The sequence below is a fragment of the Chitinophaga ginsengisoli genome, from assembly GCF_003014595.1.
GTDB lineage: Bacteria > Bacteroidota > Bacteroidia > Chitinophagales > Chitinophagaceae > Chitinophaga > Chitinophaga ginsengisoli.
This window is the reverse complement of sequence record NZ_PYGK01000018.1, coordinates 1-22,169: the sequence shown is the minus strand read 5'-3', so window position 1 is coordinate 22,169 and position 22,169 is coordinate 1. Positions and strand designations below refer to the sequence as shown.

Below are 22,169 nucleotides of genomic sequence, written 5' to 3'. Positions count from 1 at the left end.
AGGTACAACAGATGGGTGTTGTACAGTAAAATGGTTTTCTAAAGGATATTTTGTAATGGATCAACAGCTACAGGTTTTCAAACTTCAGGAGCCGTGTTATGGCGCGAAGATAATAGATAAAATCGAAAGTGATCGATATGCCCGGATCAGCAGAGTAGCAAAAAGAGATGATTGTATAATACGGCATAAAGAGAGAAGCCTGATACTTGAATAAGTATCAGGCTTCTCTCTTTATAGGCAATTATTTCGCTGCAGTCGCAACAGCTGGTGCTTTTGCGCTGCGGAATCTTTTCAGGTAATGTTTTGCCAGTGATCTTCTGATCTTCCAGGTGCGGTGTAATTTCGCCCCTGTGAGCTTTTTATATTGGGCATCCCAGAAGTTGGTATCATAGTCTGTCCAGATGGTGTATCCGGAGTGAACTACTTTGCCGAAGAAATCCCATGGTTTAGGAGATCCCGCAAAGTGGAAGATGACGTTACTTGTTTCAGTAGCGGGTTGTTGTTCTGGTGTCCAGATATTGTTAAAGCGGCCGTCCAGGTGATGGAAAGTACCTGCACAAATAGCGTTCAGCACTGTCTGATCGGCTGACTGGAATTCCATCGGATGTTCTTTACAGATGCGCTCTACTTCTGCGTGAATATTCTTTTCTCTCCACACTTTCAGGTTCAGCAGCAGTACGCCTGCGTTAAAACATCTTGCTTCTCCGTCGAGGCCTAATTTATCGACCAGGAACTTTCTTTCCAGTGCATTTTTGAATGGTCCTCTTGGCGCTGCTGCCAGGAAGTGGTCATTGAAGCGGATGTCCTGCAGCTTCAACACGTCGGTCAGGATGAGCAGATCGGTGTCAAGATAGAGGACGTATTCGGCTTTAACCACATCAGGGATAAGGAACTTGCCGTATGTGGTCCAGTTGCCATGCAGGGAGATCAGATGACCAAATGTTTTCGGTGCATCGAAGTCATGAAATTCCGTGTTGCCGCGGTATGCTTCTTCCTCCAGCAGTCGGAGGATGTTATTTTTATGCTTAGGAGTTACGTCTGAACAGAGAAAGTGAAGCGTCAATTTTTCTGTGTCACCGCAGTTTCTGACGAGTGAAGTGAGTGTAGTACCCAATCCTTCAAAGGCAAGGAGATCGATTACAAATGCAATATGCATGTTGAATTAGGTTGTAAATGAATAAAGATGGTGTTGGTATAGGATTATAATTGAATACTTTAGTTATAATGATACAAATATATGAATGAAATTTGTAATTCCTATGTTTTTGTTGTTTGGTGGTGAGTGGGGGATTGGACTTACGCGATCCGGTTTGAGGTGGGACCACTGGCTGGGTTCTTTGAAGTTTCCTGCTATGGAGCTTTTTGAGGTGATTGGGCTTGGGAATGCTATTAAACCCCTGGTGCAGCACTTCGGCAACTTCAAACAACCTAGGCCAGTGATCTCCACCTCAAACCGTCCGCAGTTCGTGTCGTCCAATTATTGGAGAGGGGAGAGGGAGGGACGTATGATGGGGGATCTTGTTGGATTTAGCCGGCTTAATATAAGTGGGATTACAATGAAAGATGGGATCACGATGTAAGGGGGATGGGGGAGTAGGATGAGATGAGATGTATGTGAGATGAGATGTATGTGGGATTAGATGTATGTGGGATGAGATGTATGTGGGATAAGATGTATGTGGGATGAGATGTAGGATGAGATGAGATGTGTGTGGGATGAGATGTGGGTATGTGGGAGGGGATGGGATCATAGTGAGGGGGAAATACAAGTGAAGAATGATCCGGGAATGGACATTATAGTGTTACGAAAGCGGACAACATACTGCAGTTTTAATAGTGTAAGTGCTTGACAGTCATGGTTGGTGTTAATTGGCATACTTTCGGTGCGCAGTGATTCTTACAACCCATACCATTATGATCAGGAACCATTTCCGTATTGCCTGGCGCAATCTTTTGAAAAGTAAAGGATATTCCCTTATTAATATTGGCGGACTGGCTGCCGGCATGGCGGTGGCTATGCTGATCGGTTTGTGGATCTGGGACGAACTTTCCTTTGACAAGTACAACAAAAATTATGGTCGCATTGCCCAGTTGATGCAGACACAGGACTTTGGCGGACAGCTGGATACCTGGCAAACGATGCCTCCTCCTGTGGGTGATGAGTTGCGGGAGAAGTATGGGAGTAATTTTAAACAGGTGGTGATGGCTTCCTGGGATTTTTATAAGGTGCTTTCTGTTGGTGATAAGAAGTTGCGGAAGATCGGGAAATTCATGGAGCCTAATGGGCCGGCACTGATGGATGTTGAGATGTTACGTGGTGCACAGGATGCGCTGAAAGATCCTTCTTCTATTTTGTTATCTGCCTCTACGGCGGCTGCTTATTTTGGGAAGGATGATCCTATGGGTAAAGTCATGCGGCTGGATAACAAAGCGGACCTGATCGTAAAGGGCGTGTACAAAGACCTGCCAAATAATTCCACCTTTAGTAAGGTGGGTTTTATTGCGCCGTGGAATGTTTATGTCGAGAATGACGTACCCTGGGTGAAAATGAATAAAGATAACTGGGGTTCTAATTCGTTCCTGGCATATGTGGAACTGGCAGACAATGTTGATATGGCCAGCGCTTCTGCGAAGATTGCGCAGTTAAGAGCTGTGCATCTCAGCGAAGAGGATAAGCGTTTTAAACCGGTTGTTTTCCTGCATCCGATGAGCAAATGGCATTTGCATGAGGAGTTTAAAAATGGTGTCAATACGGGTGGCCGTATACAGTTTGTCTGGCTGTTTAGTATTATCGGGGTGTTTGTACTATTGCTGGCCTGTATCAATTTCATGAACCTCAGTACGGCCCGTTCTGAGAAACGTGCGCGGGAAGTAGGAATCCGTAAGGCTATAGGCTCTTTGCGCACGCAACTGATAGGTCAGTTCTTCAGTGAGTCTTTACTGGTAGTGGCGCTGGCGTTTGTGTTGTGTATCGCTATCACACAATTAACACTGCCTTTTTTCAATAATGTGGCTGATAAGAAGATCGCTATCCTCTGGACAAATCCTGTCTTCTGGTTAACCGGTGTCGTTGTAATTCTGCTGACAGGACTAGTGGCTGGTAGTTATCCGGCTTTTTACCTTTCCTCTTTTCAACCTGTTAAAGTGTTGAAGGGCACTTTTCGTGCGGGGCGAAATGCTGCTTTGCCGCGGAAGATTTTGGTGGTGCTGCAGTTCACTGTTTCATTAATATTAATCATCGGGACGATCGTTGTATTCCGGCAGGTGCAGTATGCTATGACACGACCGGTAGGATACTCCCGCGAGGGGCTGATCACTATGGAACTGACCGTACCGGATATCCATGACCATTTTGACGCGGTACGTAGTGAGCTGATAAATAATGGGGCAATTGTTGAGATGTCAGAAACAAGCAGTCCGACGACGACTGTCTGGCAGACGAATGGGGATATTTCCTGGAAGGGGAAAGATCCTACGCTTACGGTAGATGTGCCGAGTGTTGGGGTGACGTCGGGATACGGGAAAGCTGTTGGCTGGCAGTTTAAGGCGGGCCGCGACTTTTCGAGAGAGTTTGTGTCGGATTCTTCTGCGTTTGTGGTGAATGAGACGGCGGTGAAGTTTATGGGACTGAAAGATCCTGTGGGCGAGATCCTGCAATGGGGGGACAAGTCCTTTACAATCATTGGCGTTGTTAAAGATATGATCATGGAATCGCCGTATCAGCCAGTGAGGCCGGCAGTCTTTCATATGGGCAGGGGGAACCTGGGTATTATACTTATGCGTATTAACCCGACGCTCGATGCGCAGACAGCACTGGCGAAGATTGAAGCGGTGTTTAAGCGGTATAGCCCTGGACAGCCGTTTGAATACAAGTTTGTTGACGTGGAGTATGCGAAGAAATTCGATACAGAAGTGAGGGTTGGGAAGCTGACGGGGTTCTTCTCCCTGCTGGCGATCTTTATTAGTTGTCTTGGCTTGTTTGGTATGGCGTCGTTTATGGCAGAGCGGCGGACGAAAGAGATTGGTGTGCGGAAGGTGTTGGGGGCGTCAGTGTTTAATCTGTGGACGATGCTGTCGAAGGACTTTGTGCTATTAGTGGTGGTGGCGTTCCTGATTGCCATGCCAATGGCGTACTTTTTTATGCATGGGTGGTTGCAGCATTATTCGTACCGGTCGGAGATATCGTGGTGGATTTTTGTTGTGGCGGGGTTGGGGATACTGCTAGTGACGCTGCTGACGGTGAGTTTTCAGAGTGTGAGGGCGGCGTTGATGAATCCTGTGAAGAGTCTGAAGGCAGAGTGATATTCTTTTGTTTTTTTGGTGAGGCCGCGTCTTAGGATGCGGCTTTTGTTTTTGTATTGTTTTTTGTGTTGTTTTTTTTGTGGTAGTGGGAGGAGGATTCTACTTGCGCGATCCGGTTTGAGGTGGGACCACTGGCTGAGTTCTTTGAAGTTCCTTGCTATAGGGCGTTTTCTGACGGTTGGGCTGGGGAATGCTATTAAACCCCTGGCGGGGCGCATCAGCAACTTCAAACAACTTAGGCCAGTGATCTCCACCTCAAACCGTCCGCAGTAGTTGTCGTCCAATTAAGTGAGGAGGTAAGAGATAAGAGCGAATAGCGAATATAGGATAGCGAATAGCAAAGAGCAAAGAGGGAAGGGACATAACTGGGGGACTATTCTAAACTTTGGATATTATTTTGAATGTTATTATGGATGTTATTATGGAATTAGGGCGCTTACGCATCTGATTGATATGAAGAAAGCTTATTTCCAATATAGATTAGTTTTCATTACAGGATTAGTCATTTTCATGAGCTGTCAAAATGATAGCAATTCCATATTGCCCTTTATCCGGAGGGTTACAAAGATTTCCCTTCCCAATAACATCTCCATTATATCAGAGTTTGACCAGGGAGAGCTGGAAGCCGGTGGTAAATACCGGTTGCAACAAAAGGATATAAGGAGCTTCTTATCAAAGAACAATTTCCATCCCATTGATCAACAGTGTCGCGATATGTCTCATTTCAATCTTATGGGCAAGGCCGGCCTGTTTCCGCCAGCGGACACGATCCCTCTCTCAGACACATCTCATTTAGAATATTTATACGGTTGCAAAGAAGGTAACTCCTGGCTTTTCACGCTAAATGAAAAAAGTGGAGAACTTTGGATTGAAGTTCAATATCCTGATTTTCAAGGTCAAGGTCCTGCACGTAATTTTTAATCGTTAGATGAATAGTATAAATGGTTAGGCCAATAGATTAACATGCGTGGTTGATCTATTGGCCTAACCTATTGGGCTAAAGACTATTACTTATCTCATCATTCATTGCTCACCGTTTATTGCTCATTTCTCTTTATCCATTACTATTCCGATTTCAACGACTGTACCGGGTTCACTAATGCAGCTCTTAATGACTGATAAGAGACGGTTAGTAGTGCGATGACTACTGCTATGAAGCCGGCGAGGATGAAGACCCACCATTCGATGTCGATGTGGAAAGCAAAGTTCTCCAGCCAGCGGTCCATGGCATACCAGGCGAGGGGAGTGGCGATGATGATAGCGAGTATTACCAGTTTGAGGAAGTCTTTTGAGAGGAGTATCAGCAGGTTGCTGATGCTGGCGCCCAATACTTTTCGGACACCTATTTCCTTGGTGCGCTGTTCTGCCATGAAAGCGGAGAGTCCCAACAGTCCGAGGCAGGCCACGATGATGGCGAGTACGGCGAAGCTGGTGAAGATCTGGCCAGTTCGTTGTACGTCGGTGTACATACGGGCAAAACGTTGATCGAGGAAGGTGTAGCGGATTGGTTGATGAGGCGCAAAGTCTTTCCATACTGTCGTGATCGATCCGATCAGATCGTGCATGTTGGCAGTACTTGCTTTGACTGATATGATAGAGGGGCTATTGTCTATGATGAGGCAGAGTGGTCTGATGGTTTGACGGAGGGATTCAAAATGGAAGTCCTCCACTACGCCGATAACAGTCCAGGTGGCGCCGTTGTTGGTGATACGCTTGCCGATAGGATCCTTCAGGTTGAGTTGCTTAGCCATTGTCTGGTTGATGATGACGGCCTGTGAGTCGGTGCGCATGTCGATGGAAAAGTCTCTTCCCTGCACGATGTTCATGCTGAGTGTTTTGACATAGTCATGATCTACCGCCCATAGCTGCCCGGAGACGCGGCCGTCTATCTGGGATCGGCCTTCAATTGAAAATAAGTTGTCGTTCCGTTTCGTGCCGCTGACAGGGAGGTAGTCGCTGACAGAAGCGCTTTTTACGCCTGAGACTTGCAGTAACGCATTTTTAAAGGCGGGTATTCTGTTACCTAGTGTATTCGTACCCTGGATGAGGACGACGTGTTCTTTATCGAAGCCGACTTTTTTGTCGAGGATGTATCTCATCTGACGGTAGATGATGAAGGTCCCGATGATCAGTGCAACGGATGTGGTGAACTGGAATACCACCAGTGCGCTTCTCATACGGGTAGGTTTGTGTCCCTGGCTGATCTTTCCTTTGAGTGCATGGATGGGCTGAAAGGAAGACAGATAAAAGGAGGGGTACAGGCCTGCCAGTATACCGATCACTGTTGCAGATAAGAGCAGTGTTGGAACGAACCACCAGGTGGCCCAGGGAATGCTCAGGGATTTTCCTGACAGCGTATTGAAATAAGGCAGGAGGATCCAGGCCAGTGCCAGTCCCAGTACGAGGGAAAGGAAGCTAAATAAAAGAGATTCACTGAGGAACTGCCTGATCAGGCTGACGCGATCAGAACCTACTGCTTTTCTGAGGCCCACTTCTTTCGCCCTGTTGGCTGATCTGGCAGTGGACAGGTTGATGAAATTGATACCTGCTATGATGAGTATAAAGCTGGCAATAGCGCCGAAAAGCCATACCAGTCTTATGTCGCCATGGCCTAAACCGTCGTTTATTCCATCAGATCTCAGATGAATATCTTTTAGTGGTTGTACAGAGAGGCTGACTTTCTTTACGATATCGATAATCGCTTTATCTCCGCTTTTCTCTGCGCTTGCAAGAAGGTATTTGTCCTTTAACGCAGACACCTTTGACTGGAATTTTGCCATATCAGTTCCGGGACGCAGCAATACATAGGTTTGATAGTTGTTGGCCAGCCAGTATGTTTGTTCGCCGGGCCAGAGCTCGATGCCTTTCAGGGTACGCAGGAAATCGAACTGCAGATGAGAGGTGGCAGGAAGGTCTTGTACCACACCGCCTATCTGGTAAGGTTTGCTGACATCGTCATTGATGATGAGCGTTTTACCGATGGGATTTTGATGAGGAAAGTATTTGTCGGCTTTACGTTTTGTGATCACGATGGTATTAGGCTCGCTCAGGGCATGGGCAGGGTCGCCATAGACAAAAGGGATCTGCAATATATCCAGCAGGTCCTGGTCAGCAAACAGGACGCCCTCTTCATAAGTGTTCTCCTGTTTGTCTGAGGTCCTTACCTGGCCGTGGCCTGCTCCGAAAAGTTCTTCATCTAAGAAGCGACCTGCTTTTTCTACTTCAGGGAGGTCTTTTCTTAGTGCGTCGGCGAAGGGAGCGGGAAAGTAACTATTTTTAGTATTAGGCTTACCCCAGTCTATGATTGCCCTGCAAATGCGGTCAGCGTTTGGATTGTTGTGGTCATAGCTAAGCTCCTGCCCGATATATAAAGCTATCAGCAAACAGGCGGCTATACCGAGGGAAAATCCTCCGATCTTGATGGCTGAAAACATTTTTTGTTTGGCTATACTCCGCCATGCAATCTTGAAATGGTTGCTTAACATACCTATCGTTTCTTCCCATGACACAAGAATACTGCCACTCCGTTAAACCCTTGTGTATAGCGCTTTTGCCTGCTTTGATGCGCCTGTTGGCTGTCCGGATTTGAACATCTTTGTCAGGAAGCGAACAGTTAAGTGCTACTATCAGACGGATCATCCTTACTTTTTACGGAACCGGAAGGTATCCCGGAAATCCGAAGATGATATAGCCTGGCAGGGGATGTAATCATCCTTACTTCCGCTGGAACTGGAATGTACCCCAGAGATCCGGAGATAACATGGCTTCGGAAGGGACATCGGCAGTGATGCCCGTAGCCTTGTTGCTCCAATAGAGGCGGGAGGTGGTCTCGCCCTTATCACCCCGTAAAATGCCTATATCGCCCTTTATTTTAAGTCCGTCGGTAGGTTGGATGCCCAATGCCGACAGCGGGACAGAAAGCTCGTAATTGCCCTCGGAGGTGGCAAATTGAAGCTGCCCGGTGATGTTGTCGACCCTGTCGAAGGTGATGGTCCGGGAGGGAGAGGAGAACGGTACTTTATCTTCTGTGTGGGTACCCGGTACTACGGCGCGGTAGAGCAGTGCCTGTGGTTTACCGTTGATAACGCTGATAAGCAGGCGGCAGTCGCCGGCTACAGGTACGCGACGATCGGGATCCGCTTTGGTGTTGGCGCTGCCGATCATGATGTCAAGTGCGCCACCGGTTTTGAAAGGCGCCTGCGGCATTTCGCCGGAGTTGTCTGCCAGGTGAGGATTGCCGGTACGGAAGGCGGCGTATAATCTTCCACCGGAAACCATGAGGGCGCCGCTAACATCATATGGTTGTGCGCTGGAATTGAAGTATCCTTTTACGCCTCTCTTATCGATATCGGCCCAGGCGGCGGATGACCAGTCGTCCAGTTTACCGTCTATGACAGGCTTTTGAGAAAGGATGTTGACCTGCAGTGTTTTCGGACCAGTAGCCAGTTGACGGGCGGCCTGTGTAGCTGCTATCGCGGAAAGACTTCTGTTGAGAGAAGATTGATTGACGTTGATGGTCATGTCAGGCAGTCGGCTGATGTTGTCCATGCCGTCCAGTCTTACGATGGCACTGCGCGCGCCGTCTACGAGGTACACCTTACCGTCTTGTGTGGCAGTGATGCTGGGCCAGAAGTTTTCTTCACCCAGGGTGATGCTGTCCAGCGGCATGTTCCTTTGTGCAGAGGGCATGCGCCAGATCCGGCCACTTCTCATATTCTGGAAGAGGGAGGCAACGAACAGACCATCCGCAGTAAAGATATAGACGTTACCGTGATTGCCATTGACAGCCCATAAAGGGCCTATGTCGCTGCCTTTCACACTGAAGAAACCACCCAGCAGGCGGGTGGTACCGGTGAGTTGTCCGGCGAGGTCGGCGACAGGTGCATTGTGAGAGGCATGCAATCCGGGCCAGAGGTTGGGATAACTCCATACGGGTGTACCGTTCTTTGTGCCGCTGACGGAGAGCGGAGAGAATGGTTTCGTGCCCAGCGTGAGTACGCTCCAGCCATCGGGGCCTTCGAGCAGCTGATCGCCGCCGGAAGAAGCAGGCGATTGTACTCCTTCTGCGAGTATTTTTCCTTTGGTGATATCGTAGAGGGGCACGCCCTGTTTGGTAGTGCCGGTAACGGCGAAGCGGAGAGCTTTGTCGTTGATCCTCGCGATGCAGAAAGAGAGGTCGGGCATGATGGTCACACCACCTGTGGTACCTTGCTGGTACTTTACTTCGCCGGGTTGTACGTGGCCATCACCGTTCTGGTCCTGCCACATGAAGAAGGCCTGGCTGGAACCTCCGGAGGCATTGAGGTTGACACCCTGGGGCCAGGAGGATCTGAAGGCGTCTCCTTTCAGGAGATCCCATTGCGATGCTTGTCCCATAGCGGCTACCGGGTATACTATACCCTCCCTTCTGATGAAGAGGAAGGCAGTAGCGGCGCCGCTGGTAGGATTGTTATTGTAGCAGTTGGTGAAGTATTGTTGTCCGTTGTAATAGAGTGGTGTTTCCGGTGCTGCATTACGGGATGCCAGTGGCAGGTCGTCAGCGTCGGGACGATAGTAGACCTGCTTCAGGGTGGAAGTACCTGTCTGCCAGTTCAGGGAGAATTCCATGGCGCCATGGGTTTCTTCGGAGTAGTAGAAGCGGGACTTGTCCTGCGGATCGAGGGTACCGCCGCCACCGTATTTCGGAGGGCCATAATAGGCGTGCAGCAGTTTACCATCCAGCGACCATACGCTGACTCTTTTCGGCAGGTAATCGGCTTCTGTTACCCATAGCTGTTGCTGGGCGTCGATAGTGATGCCTGCAGGATTGTTCATGTGCTGCGGATTATAAGGGCCGGCAGCAGGAGCGCCGGGCGTACCGATCTGCCGGAGGTATTTGCCGGAAGGCGAGAATATCTTGACGGTGTGGCTTTTGCCACGATCACTGACGTAGATGTTACCTGTTTTATCAAGTGTGAGTGCGTAGGGGGCTTCCAGGCCATTGTCAATTAATTTCTCGGGCCTGGTGCTTTGGATGGGCCCTGTGTAACGCAACAAATCATCCCCTGAAAGCAATAACAAACGCCCTGCTGCGTCGTAGTACATACCGGCAGGCGCGGAGATCTGTATGCTGTCGGTCACTTTGCCCCGGTTCACATCGATCATTAAAATGCGGTTCTTATTACGGAGGCTGATCAGGAGAATACCGTTGTTGACTGCCATGCCGGAGATAGCATCGGGTACATCGTCCAATGCGATGGCGCCCAGGGAATATTTGAGGACCTGTTTAACGTCGTAGTCGTTCTTTTTATTGGCGCTTAAAGCGTTGAGCCGGAGTTCTGCGATGCCGGATTGTTTGTTGGTTTCCCAGGCGGATGCTACGTAGAGATCCGTGCCGGGAATGGCTTTAGGACCGTTGTCCATGGCCATGAAAGGGGCTGCTGTCCAGACGCCGCCTACCCAGGTACGACCTCCCCGTTTGCGGCCGTTCATGTCTACCCAGGCCATGCCATCGGGGCCTTCGGTGATGTAACAACCTAAGAGTATGGCGGCTTGTCCGGTAGGGGAAGCGGTGGCAGGGACGAATAAAGCTGCTTGTGGTGGTGTATGGTTGGCCAGCCAGGCGCCGGTATGATCTTCTGTTCTCCAGGGAGGCGTCCCCGTTGAATAAGTGGCTAGCTCGTAGTGCGCATTGATGGCGCCTCTTACCAGTCCGCGGACCTTATATTGCCCCGGCGTGACCATCTTACCCGGAACGTTATACACGCCATGTCTTGCCGCATCAGCATCCCTTCCCAGATCATCAAGGCCGTCCCATTGTACGGTGTTCTTACCGGCAGGGAACCAGGTTTCGGAAACCAGGTTTCGGACCCTTGTTCCCTCACTGTTTTCAACAACAAGGGTAACGTAGGCGGCTTGTTTTAAAGTGAATTGAATCGGGATGGCGGCAGGTGATTGTTGTGCGAAGGCGGTGTATGTTACTGATAAAAGTAGTAGTGTAATAAACAGCAGGTGTTTCTTTGACATGGCTGGCATGGATTAGCATTATGGGTAGTGTAAGGCAAAGATAATGCCGGGGACTTGTACATGCAATCCCACTGGTATAATCCTTCCCTATAAGGTAGCTGGCGGGGAACACAGACGGCTTTACCCCGAAGTAACAGTGAAGCTATAGTGGATCTGAGGTGGACTTACAGAAAAGTATCATCATCCCCTCTTGTGTATAGTGCTAAAAAATAATTATTGGGGAAATAGTCTGGTTTTTCAGTGTATTGATGTTGGTGTTTGGGATTCGCCGGCGTGTTGTATGTTCGAAAACGATGTGAAAACGTCAAAATGTTTGTTGGTGGACATGAGGATTTAAGCGGCGTTAATCCGTCAGATAAAAGAGTCGCTATTTATTCATTTGTGAGATGGTGGTGTTGTTATTCCTTCAGCGGATATAGCGAAGTAATTTGTCTGCGTTGATGGTTGCTTACTGGTTGGCAGCAGGTAGGAACGATGTATAACTGAGGTGTTCTATTCCTGTATATTTTGCCGATCTTTTCAGGTTTTACTGCAGGCAGTACGGCAATGATGTCGATCGCCGCAGTTTGTTTATCCGCAGAGATTTCTATGCTGTTGTTTATTTCATAGCCACATTGTATTTCGAGGAGGATGAGTGTTTGTTCTTTGCTGGCAGGCAGCGTTAATGTGATAGCCTGATGTATGTCGCTGCGTTTGATAGTAATAGTTTCACTGACAAGAGGGGTAACAGTGTTTTGTCTGTAATCGAATGGCAATGCAATCGCTTTTACGGTAACATGTGTAACGCCCTTGTTGGTTGTAGTATTGCGGAGATGAATACCGGGCAGCAGAATGGCCGTCGTGTTGTCCTGATCACTGGTAATAATCGGAGCGCCGGTTAAGTATTCGTGTATTATTTTGCTGCTGTTGAAGTTAAATCCGCAGAGGGATTGCATGTGGTGATGCGTCGGAACTTTGAAGCCGGTGTTATGATCTTTATCTGCTTTTATGACGTTGATAAAAGCTTTGTTAAGCCGGTTGTGATCAAAGTGGTAACCATAGTATTGCAACCATGGGCGCAGGGCATGGCGAACCATGCGACTGCATTTGCTGGCAGTGCCAAAGTCGGTGGCTGCTCTTTTTGTAGCAGCAGTCCGCTGTACATTTTCTGGAGCCCGGCGCCACCACCATTCCTTCTTTCCTTTTTTATTTCTCCTGTAATAGCCTACTCTGTCTTTCCATTTGCCACTTAACAGGATGATACCGGTTTGTTTACTCATTGTGATTGATTATGAAGGTATTAAGATACGCAAAAGATCGGGTTTATGAGGAGATGTGTATAGTTTGTGCGTATAAATGTGGTGATGCCGGTTTAAGGCAGCCGTGCCAACACAGTCGGCGGGTTTGCTGGCATAATATTAGACTATACTAAGTAGTCGTGTTAGAACCAGGCTATTGACGCTGATGAATAAAATTACCCTGATCATATTATTGTTTTTAGCCCTTCCCTGCTGTCTGATAGCGCAACGCAGGGACGATGACCCGGATGAGGATACTGTACCGCGCAGGGACGTAATAGACCTGTTAAAGGGGGCCATCCATTACAAACCGAAACCACCGAAGAAAGTGGGCAGGCGGAGGATCTATTATTCATTGCTGCCGGCGCCATCGTCTATACCGGGAGGTGGTGTAGCATTGATCACTTCTACGAATGCGGCCTTTTATATGGGGCCACGAAGGACAACGAACCTGTCGAACGTATCGTTTACCCCGTCTTTTTCCTTCAGGGGACGCTTTTCCTCTGCGCTGCGGTCCAATATATGGCTGGAGGGTAATATGTACAACATGGTGGGGGATATGCGCTTTATCATCAATCCGCAGTATACCTGGGGAATGGGCGACGGCGTACCCGAGGAACAGAAGCAGCTGCTGGGGAATAATTACTTCCGGTTTTACGAGACCTTTTACCGTAAGGTAAGACCGCAATGGCTGGTGGGGGTGGGATATCATATGGACTGGCATTCCAATATCGGCATCCGGGACAATGATAGTCTGGCGCTGTCGAAGTTCGTGAGTTATAAGTATGGAACAGATAAGGGACAGACGGTATCTTCAGGGATCTCTCTCAACCTCCTGAAAGATTCCAGGCAGAACTCCATCAATCCGCAGGAAGGGCATTATTTTAATGCGGCTTTCAGGATCAATCCTACGTTCCTGGGGAGTAATGACAACTGGGAGTCTCTGTACGTGGATTACAGGAAATACATTCACTTCGGTGATGAAAGGCAGCAGAATGTACTGGCTTTCTGGGGATTTTATTGGACAACGCTGAGCGGCAAGACACCTTACCTGGACCTGCCGAGCATTGGATGGGACCCGAATACGCGCAGCGGCAGGGGCATGGATCAGAACCGTTTCAGGGGAAAAGGGCTGATAGACCTGGAGGCAGAATACAGGAGGGATATAACGAAGAACGGGTTGCTTGGGTTTGTTGTATTTGCGAATGCGAATACGGTAACAAGGCCGGATAATTACAGGTTTACAGGATTGCATCCTGCTGTGGGTACGGGGTTGAGAGTGAAATTCAATAAGAAGTCGGGCACTAACATTGCGTTTGATTATGGCATCAGTAAGTACGGCAGTACGTTTAATATAAATCTTGGAGAGGCGTTCTAACGCCGTTCAGCGTGCATAAATAACACGAAGAAAAAGTATAACCGGTAGCCGATGGTTACCGGTTATCTTTTTATATTGCAGATTATGAAGAATGTTGTTTTAGCCAGTACATCCACATTACACGGGGAAACCTACCTATCGTATCTGCTGCCGGTGATCAGCGAGCTTTTTGCCGGCGTTCCTGAAGTGATCTTCATTCCATATGCCCGTCCGGGAGGCATCTCACATGATGAATATACGGAAAAGGTAAGCGCCGTATTTGCGACCGCCGGACTGAAAGTGCGGGGATTACATACGTTTGATGATCCTGCGGAGGCCATCAGGAATGGCGTCGGATTTTTTACAGGAGGAGGGAATACATTCTTACTGGTGAAACAACTGCATGAACAGGAATTGATGGATGTGCTGCGCTGGGAAGTAGAGAAAGGAAAACCTTACCTGGGCACCAGCGCCGGCAGTAATATCGGCGGGGTGAATATGCAGACAACGAATGATATGCCGATTGTTTATCCGCCCAGTTTCCAGACTATGGGACTGGTACCTTTTAACCTGAATCCGCATTATCTGGATCCTATTCCGGATCTGCCGCATATGGGAGAAACGCGGGAAACGAGGATAAGGGAATTCCAGGAGCAACAGGACTTAACAGTGGTAGGATTACGCGAAGGCAGTTGGATCAGGGTGAAGGAAGCGAAGATCACGCTGGAAGGAAGTGTGTCGGCGAGGATATTCCAAAGAGGGAAAGCGGCGTATGAACTGGAGATTGGCGAGGAGATTATATTTTGAATGTGAGGGTGGATATTCCTTGTGTTCTATTATAAAGGCCGCATCATACGAGTGATGCAGCCTCTCTGGTAATGGTTATTCTTCTTTATCTTCATCGTGCACTTTTAATACGATCTTTCCGCGAACGTGGTGGCCCTCGATCATTTCCTGTGCCGTAGCTGCCTGTGCCAGTGGCAATACTTTCGCTATGACCGGCCTTACTTTTCCTTCGTCTACCAGTTTGGCAATGGCGGTCAGGTCTTCCGGTCTGGTTTGCGTATACATGCCTGTCAGCCGAATACCTTTTTCTTCAAAAGGCTCATTGTCTTCCGGTTTGAGGGTCGTTACCAGCGTGCCTCCGGGCATTATAAATTTAAGGGAGCGTTTTTGGGTATCGCCACCAATCGTATCGAGTACGAGATTAACGCTGGAAATCGTATCCTCATAGCCGGGGGTATGATAATCTATCACTTCATCTGCGCCTAATTCCTTCAGGAAGTTATGATTACTCTGGGATGCGGTAGTTATTACATAAGCGCCTTTCCATTTGGCAAACTGTATGGCAAACGTACCTACTCCGCCAGAACCGCCGTGTATCAATACTTTCTGACCCGCCCTCAGGTGTCCGTATTCAAACAGGCATTGCCATGCGGTCAGGCCTGCGAGGGGAATGGCAGCAGCAGTTACATGATCCACAGAAGACGGTTTATAGGCCAGCTCATTCGCCTTTACAGCGACATATTCTGCATAGGTGCCATCGCGCTTTACATCTGGTCTTGTGTAGACGGCATCGCCCTTTTTGAAGTTGCGGACGTTTGCACCGGTTTCTTCAATGACGCCCGAAAGATCCCATCCCGGAATAAAGGGAAGGGGACGTTTTGATGCGCCTTCTCTTAATTTGTAATCTACCGGATTCACACCACTTGCATAGACCCTGACAAGGGCTTCATCCGCAGCTATCTGTGGAATGGGGATCTCTTCCAGTTGCAGTACTTCGGGACCACCGAAAGAATGGATTTCAATTGCTTTCATATCCTGCGTTTTATCGGGTATATGAAGAGGGTCTAAAACTATGCCATGGATAAGGCAGGCACTGGCGTAAGGTGCTGCTTTAATAAGACAAGCCGGGTGTTTTCCGGAGATACGTATCTGTGGCCAATTGTTTGAGCATGAAGTCGGCAACGTCTGCTCTTGAGATTTTCATTTTCAACTTTTTCTCTGTTACCGGAAACCCCTGTTTGTAGACACCTGTGTAGGCCTCATCTGTAAGATTGGCGGGACGTGCAATGATCCAGTCCAGCTGGCTTTGTTTGATGTATTCTTCCTGCAGGGCATGGTCTGCGAAAGCCTTCTTTAACACAAACGGCACGATGATGTGTTTGAAGATGAAGGGCGTCTGATCGAGGATTTTCTTACTGTCGCCATAACCCAGGGAGGTCTGGCAGATGAGGCGTTTCACACCGGTTGTTTTCATGGCCTGGATGATATTTCTGGTGCCTTCAGACCTGATCCTGCCGGTTTTATTGGCAGGAGCACCGATGGCGCAAAGCACCGCATCTTGTCCCTGCATAGCGGGGATAATGGAAGAAGGGTTCATGATATCGCCTTTTGCGATAGAGAGATTGGAATGCATGATACCTAGTTTTGAGGGATCGCGCACGAAAGCGGTAACAAGATGTCCCTGTTCGAGGGCCTGTTCTACGATGCATTTGCCGGTTGCGCCTGTAGCGCCAAAGATGATGAGTTTCATTATAGTTTGTTTTTGTTCATCCAAAGCTATAATGTCTGCATAACGAAAAATAGAACGAAACCGTCAGGGGACTATTTGGTGAGAATAGATAAGTTTTCTATGAGCTCTTTAGATCTTTTCTGAAACTGGAAAGGAGAGAAGCCTGCAAATTCTTTAAAGGCCCTGATGAAGTGGGATTGGTCTGCATATTCATTTTCAAAGGCGATATCAGACAGTTTGTTATAGTCGCTTTGCCTGAGTAGATGCATAGATGCCTGAAAGCGGGAGATGCGGGTGAATAGTTTTGGTGTGATACCGATGTGTTGTTTGAACCGGCGTTCAAAACTTCTTTCTGATAACTGTAATTCTTCTCTTAATTCTTTGACAGAGATATTGCCGTTTGCCTGTTTGATACGATCCAGGACGTGTTGCATTGCCTTATCGGTGAACTGTGTGTTGCTGTTGATCTGCGCCAGCAGGTAAGTGCAGAGGGTGTCTATCTGCGCCTGGCTGGTAGACAGGTTGGATAATTGTTCGGAAAGACGAAAGCCCTGTTTATCGGCCATCCCGTCGAGATCAATACAGGTGTCGGTGAGTTCGTCGGCGTTTAGTCCGAAGATAGATTTCAATGCATGCGGGTAGAAGAAAATGCCGATTGTATTGAATCTGCCGTTTATCCGCAGTTCTGCATGCCGGGTGGCTTGTCCGTAGAGGATGGTGCCGGGCAGTTGTTTATCGTTCTGGAATAAAATGCCTTTGTCGGGGTGCTGGAAAATGAGTCCCGGGCAGCCGTCAGCAACGGTCCTGAAGGAGGCCGCGGAGATGTCAGTATCATTGCTTTCCATTACCCAGAAAAACCTGATGTAATCTTTCAGGTATTCCGGCGGGGGTATTTGTCTGAATTGCATACCCTTTGAGTTTTCCCGTTAAAGTTAAGATGTATTGCCAGATCTGCAAGGGACAAAGCGGGTGAACTTATCATGGCGATAGTTTTTGTTTACGGGGATATGTTTATAATTTGGCCGGATGGAATTACAGGTCTTAAAAACATTGCTGATAAGGTTCCTGGAAGGGGACCAGCTAACAGCCGAAGAAGGGGAACAGTTACTGGCGGGATTGGAGCAGTTGATAGAACAACGCGAAGAGCACCAGCTGGTGGGGATGAGGTATTATATTGAAGAAGAGAAGGTATTGTCCGAAGGGGATCTGAGGGAGGTGTATTGGGAAGTGGATATGTTTTACGGTCATCATGAGGAAGATGATCATCATCATGAAACGTTGGTGCCAGGGGAGGAAGATGCGGTGCATGGGTGGGGATGGTTGTATGCGTTGTTAGTGGGATTGGTGGTGGCGGTGGTGTATTGGTTGGTAGCGGCACGGGTTTGAAACCCCGGGCTACAAACAAGGTGACCCCTACGGGGTCCTGGTATCAATAGTCCCAAAATTATTTTCAGTTTTTTTATACCTGCGCAAAAAGAGTTCGCATGTTGTGTAGACCTTTGACCAATCAATTTTTTATAACGAATGTTACTGACTATTACGACGAGACATACGCCTGCTACGGACCTGGGATATTTATTGCATAAGCATCCGGCGAAGGTGCAGGAGGTTGAATTTGGAAAGGGGAAGGCACATATTTTTTATCCTGTTGCCAATGAAAATGAGTGTACCTGCGCGCTACTGCTGGATGTGGATCCGGTGGGATTGGTGCGGGGCAATGGTAACCAGTTTGCGCTGGAACAGTATGTGAATGACAGGCCCTATGTGGCATCTTCCCTGATGAGTACTGCTATTGTGAAGGCATTTAGTTCGGCGATAAACGGCAAGTGTAAAGACAAGCCTGAGCTGGTGGATGTGCCTTTGCCTCTGGAGGTGAAGCTGTCCGTGCTGCCGGTAAGTGGGGGGGAGACGATGTTGTACAGGATGTTTGATCCCCTGGGATACATGGTTAGCGCTACACAGCATCCGCTGGATAAGCAATTTCCCGAATGGGGCAACAGCCGATATTTTACGGTTACACTGCAGCAGACTATTACACTGAAGACTTTACTATCACATCTTTTTATACTGATCCCGGTGCTGGATAATGACAAGCATTATTGGGTAAACAAGGAGGAAGTAGAGAAGCTACTGGTGAAGGGAAAGGGATGGCTGGAAACGCATCCTGAACGGGAGTTGATCACACGGCGTTACCTGCGTCATCAGGCATCACTGGCGAATGATGCGCTGGCAGTGTTGATGAAGGATGATATGCCGGAGGAGCTGCTGCCGACAGATGGTGTTACAGAGAAGCCTACACCCCGATTGCATGAGGCCCGGTTACAAAGTGTCTGTGATGAGCTGCTCAGTACTCCGGTGAAATCTGTTATAGACCTGGGGTGTGGTGAGGGAAAATTGCTGAAGCTGTTAGTGCCTCATCAACAGCTGACACATATAACGGGAATGGATGTAGCCTCTCAACGACTGGAAATAGCTTACCGGAGGCTGAAGATCGACCGCCTGCCGGATAATCAGCGGAAAAGACTGAAGCTCATACAAGGATCGCTTACTTACCGGGATCGGAGGATCGAGGGGTTTGAAGCAGCCGCACTGGTGGAAGTGATTGAACATCTTGATCCTGACAGGTTGAAGGCGCTGGAGAAATGTGTATTTGGATATGCGATGCCAGGAAAGGTAGTGGTGACTACGCCTAATAAGGAATGGAATGTGAGTTTTACTGAAGATGCAAGGCAGATGCGTCATAGTGATCACCGCTTTGAGTGGACGCGGGCGGAGTTTCAGGAATGGTGTGAGAAAGTGAGTGCTGCTTATGGATATGCATATGTTATAAAGCCGCTGGGAGAGGAAGTAGGAGCAGTAGGTGCACCTACGCAAATGGCGGTGTTTACAAGGTAATGAGGTCGTTGTGTTGTAATGCCAATGGAAGAGGATGTTGCGCTATGCCTATACGGATGTTAGTGGTGCAGCTATTTATCAGATAATATTAAATGAATTTTATGAAGATACAGATGCCTGAGCTGTCACTTGTAGTGATGGTAGGCGCGAGCGGATCTGGCAAGAGTACTTTTGCCAGGCGATGGTTTAATAAAGCGGAAGTGGTAAGCAGTGATGCGTGCCGGGAGATGGTGAGTAATGACGAGAATAACCTGGATGCATCTGACGATGCTTTCGACCTGTTGCATTATATGGTTGGCAAGCGACTGAAGCGGGGATTGCTGACGGTAGTGGATGCTACGAATGTACGTCCGGAGGACAGGAAGAAGCTGGTGGCGCTGGCCAGAGAGTATCATGTGCTGCCCACTGCCATTGTGCTGAATATGCCTGAGAAGGTTTGCCTGGAGAGGAATCAGCAAAGAACGGACAGGAACCTGGCACCGCATATGGTGACATCTCACGTCAGTCTTTTGAGAAGGAATATCAGTAAGCTGCGGGAAGAAGGTTTCAGGAAAATATTTGAGTTGCGTGACCCGCAGCATGTAGCTGCTGTTACTGCGATAGAAAGGGAGCCATTGTGGAATAACAGGCATAGTGAAGAAGGGCCATTCGACATTATTGGCGATGTACATGGTTGCTATGAAGAGCTGTGTAAGCTGCTGACCTTATTGGGGCATACTGTAGATGCAGCCGCTTATCAAGTACAGGTGAATGATGGCAGGAAGCTGGTATTCCTGGGGGATCTGGCGGATAGAGGTCCGGCGACACCAGCGGTATACAAGCTGGTGATGAATGCAGTGAATGATGGTGGAGCCCTGTGTGTGCCGGGCAATCATGATATGAAGTTGCTGAAGTTCCTGCAGGGAAAGAATGTGCAATTGGTACATGGGCTGGAAAAGTCAGTCGCCCAACTGGAAGGAGAAGATGCGGCTTTCAGGGAGCAATTGCGGCTTTTCCTGGATGGGTTGATCAGTCACTATGTGCTGGATAACGGTAAGCTGGTAGTGGCGCATGCCGGATTGAAGGAAGAGATGCAGGGAAGGGCTTCCGGAGGTGTACGTGAATTCTGTTTGTACGGCGAGACGACGGGAGAGACGGATGAATTCGGGCTGCCTGTACGGTATAACTGGGCCGCCAATTACCGGGGCAAGGCGATGGTGGTGTATGGGCATACGCCGGTATATGAGCCACAGTGGTTTAATAATACGATCGATATAGATACAGGGTGTGTATTTGGCGGTAAGCTGACGGCACTGCGTTACCCGGAAAGAGAGCTATACAGCGTCCCGGCACTGGCCACTTATGTGGAACCTACCCGGCCTTTGCGGATACCAGGGGAGGGTAATAGCCTGCAGCATGATCATGATGATGTGCTGGACATAGAAGATCTGACCGGTAAGCAACTGATCCCGACACGTTTGCTTAACCTGGTGACTATCCGGGAAGAGCATACAGCTGCGGCGCTGGAATCTATGAGCCGGTTCAGTATTCATCCGAAGTGGCTGATATACCTGCCGCCGACCATGTCTCCTTCAGAGACAAGTACCCTGCCTGAATACCTGGAGCATCCTACCGGGGCGTTCAGCTACTACCAGAAGAATGGGATCAAACAGGTGATCTGTGAAGAGAAGCATATGGGTTCCAGGGCGGTGGTAATTGTATGTAAGGATAGTACGGTGGTAAAACGCCGTTTTGGTATAGAGGAGGATAGTATAGGGACTTGTTATACGCGTACCGGCAGGGTGTTTTTCAGTGATAAACCGACAGAACAGGCTTTCCTGGGAATGGTGCATGCGGCATTGACCGCGCGTAATTTCTGGGAGGAGATGGAGACGGACTGGGTATGCCTGGATAGTGAGCTGATGCCCTGGAATGCGAAAGCGCAGGCATTGCTGCAACAGCAGTATGCTGCGACAGGTGCCGCCGCTGTCAATGCCATGACGGAGACGATTGCGGCATTGACAACTGGGGCTGACAATCCGGCGATAGCTGCGCTGCTGAAGAATTATGAAGCACGTGCGGAGATGTGTCATCAGTTTACAGACGCTTACCGGCAATATTGCTGGGAGGTGAAGTCCCTGCATGACTATAAACTGGCGCCGTTCCACCTGCTGGCTACAGAAGGGAAGACTTACTTCGATAAGGATCATGTGTGGCATATGGAGCAACTGGGACGGTATTGCGGCGGAGAAGGGAATCCGCTGGTAGCTACCAGCTGGAAAGTGGTGAACCTGGAAGATGCGGAGAGTGTGGCGGAGGCTATCGGCTGGTATACAGTGCTGACAGCAAAAGGAGGGGAAGGCATGGTGGTGAAGTCCCTGTCATTCATAGAAAGAGGCGAGCGCGGGTTGTTGCAACCTGCTATTAAGATCAGGGGCAGGGAGTATCTGCGGATCATCTACGGGCCGGAATATACGCTGGAGAGTAATCTGACGCGGTTGAAGCAAAGAGGGTTGGGGGCTAAACGAGCATTGGCGCTGAAAGAGTTTGCCCTTGGGGTACAGGCGATAGAGCATTTCGTGGCGAAGGAGCCGTTGAGGAAAGTGCATCAATGTGTGTTTGGGTTGCTGGCGCTGGAGAGCGAGCCTGTGGATCCAAGGTTGTAGGGGATACGGGTTCCCGGGAATACGGCCCCCGGGGAATACGGGGCCCCGGGGTTGAAAACCCCGGGCTACAAACAAGGTGAGGCTGACCAAAAAGGTCAGGATCGAAGAAATTAGGGCTGATCTCAAAAAGATCGGCCCTTTTCTTTGCAGAAAGAGGGCCGAGTAGTAATTTA

14 protein-coding genes are annotated in these 22,169 nt (G+C 48.8%); 7 read left to right on the top strand and 7 right to left on the bottom strand.

Annotated features, from left to right (window positions below):
* Window positions 1–241 precede the first annotated feature (241 nt).
* A complete protein-coding gene (locus tag CLV42_RS28855) occupies window positions 242–1,156 on the bottom strand; it encodes a glycosyltransferase family 8 protein (protein ID WP_106605418.1) in 915 nt (304 codons plus the stop codon).
* Window positions 1,157–1,914: 758 nt separating this feature from the next.
* Between CLV42_RS28855 and CLV42_RS28845 the strand changes: the two genes are divergently transcribed.
* Both CLV42_RS28845 and CLV42_RS28840 read left to right on the top strand, forming a co-directional pair.
* Window positions 1,915–4,302: an ABC transporter permease gene (locus CLV42_RS28845; protein WP_106605416.1), complete on the top strand. Its 2,388-nt coding sequence runs from the start codon at window positions 1,915–1,917 to the stop codon at window positions 4,300–4,302.
* Between the two features lie 453 nt (window positions 4,303–4,755).
* Window positions 4,756–5,223 (top strand): hypothetical protein, encoded by a 468-nt coding sequence (locus CLV42_RS28840; RefSeq protein WP_106605415.1) that lies wholly within the window; start codon window positions 4,756–4,758, stop codon window positions 5,221–5,223.
* A 143-nt stretch (window positions 5,224–5,366) separates the two neighbouring features.
* Here the strand turns inward: CLV42_RS28840 and CLV42_RS28835 are convergent, their stop codons facing one another.
* From CLV42_RS28835 to CLV42_RS28825, 3 genes are all read right to left on the bottom strand, one after another.
* On the bottom strand, window positions 5,367–7,787 hold the full coding sequence (locus tag CLV42_RS28835; RefSeq protein ID WP_106605414.1) for an ABC transporter permease: 2,421 nt from the start codon (window positions 7,785–7,787) through the stop codon (window positions 5,367–5,369).
* A 229-nt stretch (window positions 7,788–8,016) separates the two neighbouring features.
* Window positions 8,017–11,307 (bottom strand): hypothetical protein, encoded by a 3,291-nt coding sequence (locus CLV42_RS28830; protein WP_106605541.1) that lies wholly within the window; start codon window positions 11,305–11,307, stop codon window positions 8,017–8,019.
* A 398-nt stretch (window positions 11,308–11,705) separates the two neighbouring features.
* Window positions 11,706–12,566, bottom strand: a complete 861-nt coding sequence (locus CLV42_RS28825; RefSeq protein WP_106605413.1) for a hypothetical protein — start codon at window positions 12,564–12,566, stop codon at window positions 11,706–11,708.
* A gap of 184 nt (window positions 12,567–12,750) precedes the next feature.
* Here CLV42_RS28825 and CLV42_RS28820 point away from each other — a divergent pair, with 184 nt between their 5' ends.
* A complete protein-coding gene (locus CLV42_RS28820) occupies window positions 12,751–13,962 on the top strand; it encodes a BamA/TamA family outer membrane protein (protein ID WP_106605412.1) in 1,212 nt (403 codons plus the stop codon).
* 84 nt (window positions 13,963–14,046) lie between these two features.
* Entirely contained in the window at window positions 14,047–14,748 is a 702-nt protein-coding gene (gene pepE, locus CLV42_RS28815) for a dipeptidase PepE (RefSeq protein ID WP_106605540.1), read from the top strand.
* Between the two features lie 75 nt (window positions 14,749–14,823).
* Here the strand turns inward: pepE and CLV42_RS28810 are convergent, their stop codons facing one another.
* From CLV42_RS28810 to CLV42_RS28800, 3 genes are all read right to left on the bottom strand, one after another.
* Window positions 14,824–15,759 (bottom strand): NADP-dependent oxidoreductase, encoded by a 936-nt coding sequence (locus CLV42_RS28810; protein ID WP_106605411.1) that lies wholly within the window; start codon window positions 15,757–15,759, stop codon window positions 14,824–14,826.
* Between the two features lie 79 nt (window positions 15,760–15,838).
* Window positions 15,839–16,477, bottom strand: coding sequence for an NAD(P)-dependent oxidoreductase (locus CLV42_RS28805; RefSeq protein ID WP_106605410.1), 639 nt, complete (start codon window positions 16,475–16,477; stop codon window positions 15,839–15,841).
* 71 nt (window positions 16,478–16,548) lie between these two features.
* Window positions 16,549–17,364, bottom strand: coding sequence for a helix-turn-helix domain-containing protein (locus tag CLV42_RS28800; protein ID WP_106605409.1), 816 nt, complete (start codon window positions 17,362–17,364; stop codon window positions 16,549–16,551).
* 118 nt (window positions 17,365–17,482) lie between these two features.
* On the opposite strand from CLV42_RS28800, the gene CLV42_RS28795 reads away from it, so the two are divergent.
* The 3 genes from CLV42_RS28795 to CLV42_RS28785 all read left to right on the top strand — a co-directional run bounded on the left by CLV42_RS28795 (window position 17,483) and on the right by CLV42_RS28785 (window position 21,996).
* Window positions 17,483–17,842, top strand: a complete 360-nt coding sequence (locus CLV42_RS28795; protein WP_106605408.1) for a hypothetical protein — start codon at window positions 17,483–17,485, stop codon at window positions 17,840–17,842.
* Between the two features lie 138 nt (window positions 17,843–17,980).
* Entirely contained in the window at window positions 17,981–19,351 is a 1,371-nt protein-coding gene (locus tag CLV42_RS28790) for a 3' terminal RNA ribose 2'-O-methyltransferase Hen1 (RefSeq protein WP_106605407.1), read from the top strand.
* Between the two features lie 101 nt (window positions 19,352–19,452).
* Window positions 19,453–21,996 (top strand): polynucleotide kinase-phosphatase, encoded by a 2,544-nt coding sequence (locus CLV42_RS28785; RefSeq protein ID WP_106605406.1) that lies wholly within the window; start codon window positions 19,453–19,455, stop codon window positions 21,994–21,996.
* Window positions 21,997–22,169 lie beyond the last annotated feature (173 nt).

Excerpts from the sequence above, each read along its gene's own strand:
- CLV42_RS28855 (WP_106605418.1), bottom strand. The coding sequence starts at position 1,156 with ATGCATATTGCATTTGTAATCGATCTCCTTGCCTTTGAAGGATTGGGT.
- CLV42_RS28845 (WP_106605416.1), top strand. The coding sequence starts at position 1,915 with ATGATCAGGAACCATTTCCGTATTGCCTGGCGCAATCTTTTGAAAAGT.
- CLV42_RS28840 (WP_106605415.1), top strand. The coding sequence starts at position 4,756 with ATGAAGAAAGCTTATTTCCAATATAGATTAGTTTTCATTACAGGATTA.
- CLV42_RS28835 (WP_106605414.1), bottom strand. The coding sequence starts at position 7,787 with ATGTTAAGCAACCATTTCAAGATTGCATGGCGGAGTATAGCCAAACAA.
- CLV42_RS28830 (WP_106605541.1), bottom strand. The coding sequence starts at position 11,307 with ATGTCAAAGAAACACCTGCTGTTTATTACACTACTACTTTTATCAGTA.
- CLV42_RS28825 (WP_106605413.1), bottom strand. The coding sequence starts at position 12,566 with ATGAGTAAACAAACCGGTATCATCCTGTTAAGTGGCAAATGGAAAGAC.
- CLV42_RS28820 (WP_106605412.1), top strand. The coding sequence starts at position 12,751 with ATGAATAAAATTACCCTGATCATATTATTGTTTTTAGCCCTTCCCTGC.
- pepE (WP_106605540.1), top strand. The coding sequence starts at position 14,047 with ATGAAGAATGTTGTTTTAGCCAGTACATCCACATTACACGGGGAAACC.
- CLV42_RS28810 (WP_106605411.1), bottom strand. The coding sequence starts at position 15,759 with ATGAAAGCAATTGAAATCCATTCTTTCGGTGGTCCCGAAGTACTGCAA.
- CLV42_RS28805 (WP_106605410.1), bottom strand. The coding sequence starts at position 16,477 with ATGAAACTCATCATCTTTGGCGCTACAGGCGCAACCGGCAAATGCATC.
- CLV42_RS28800 (WP_106605409.1), bottom strand. The coding sequence starts at position 17,364 with ATGCAATTCAGACAAATACCCCCGCCGGAATACCTGAAAGATTACATC.
- CLV42_RS28795 (WP_106605408.1), top strand. The coding sequence starts at position 17,483 with ATGGAATTACAGGTCTTAAAAACATTGCTGATAAGGTTCCTGGAAGGG.
- CLV42_RS28790 (WP_106605407.1), top strand. The coding sequence starts at position 17,981 with ATGTTACTGACTATTACGACGAGACATACGCCTGCTACGGACCTGGGA.
- CLV42_RS28785 (WP_106605406.1), top strand. The coding sequence starts at position 19,453 with ATGAAGATACAGATGCCTGAGCTGTCACTTGTAGTGATGGTAGGCGCG.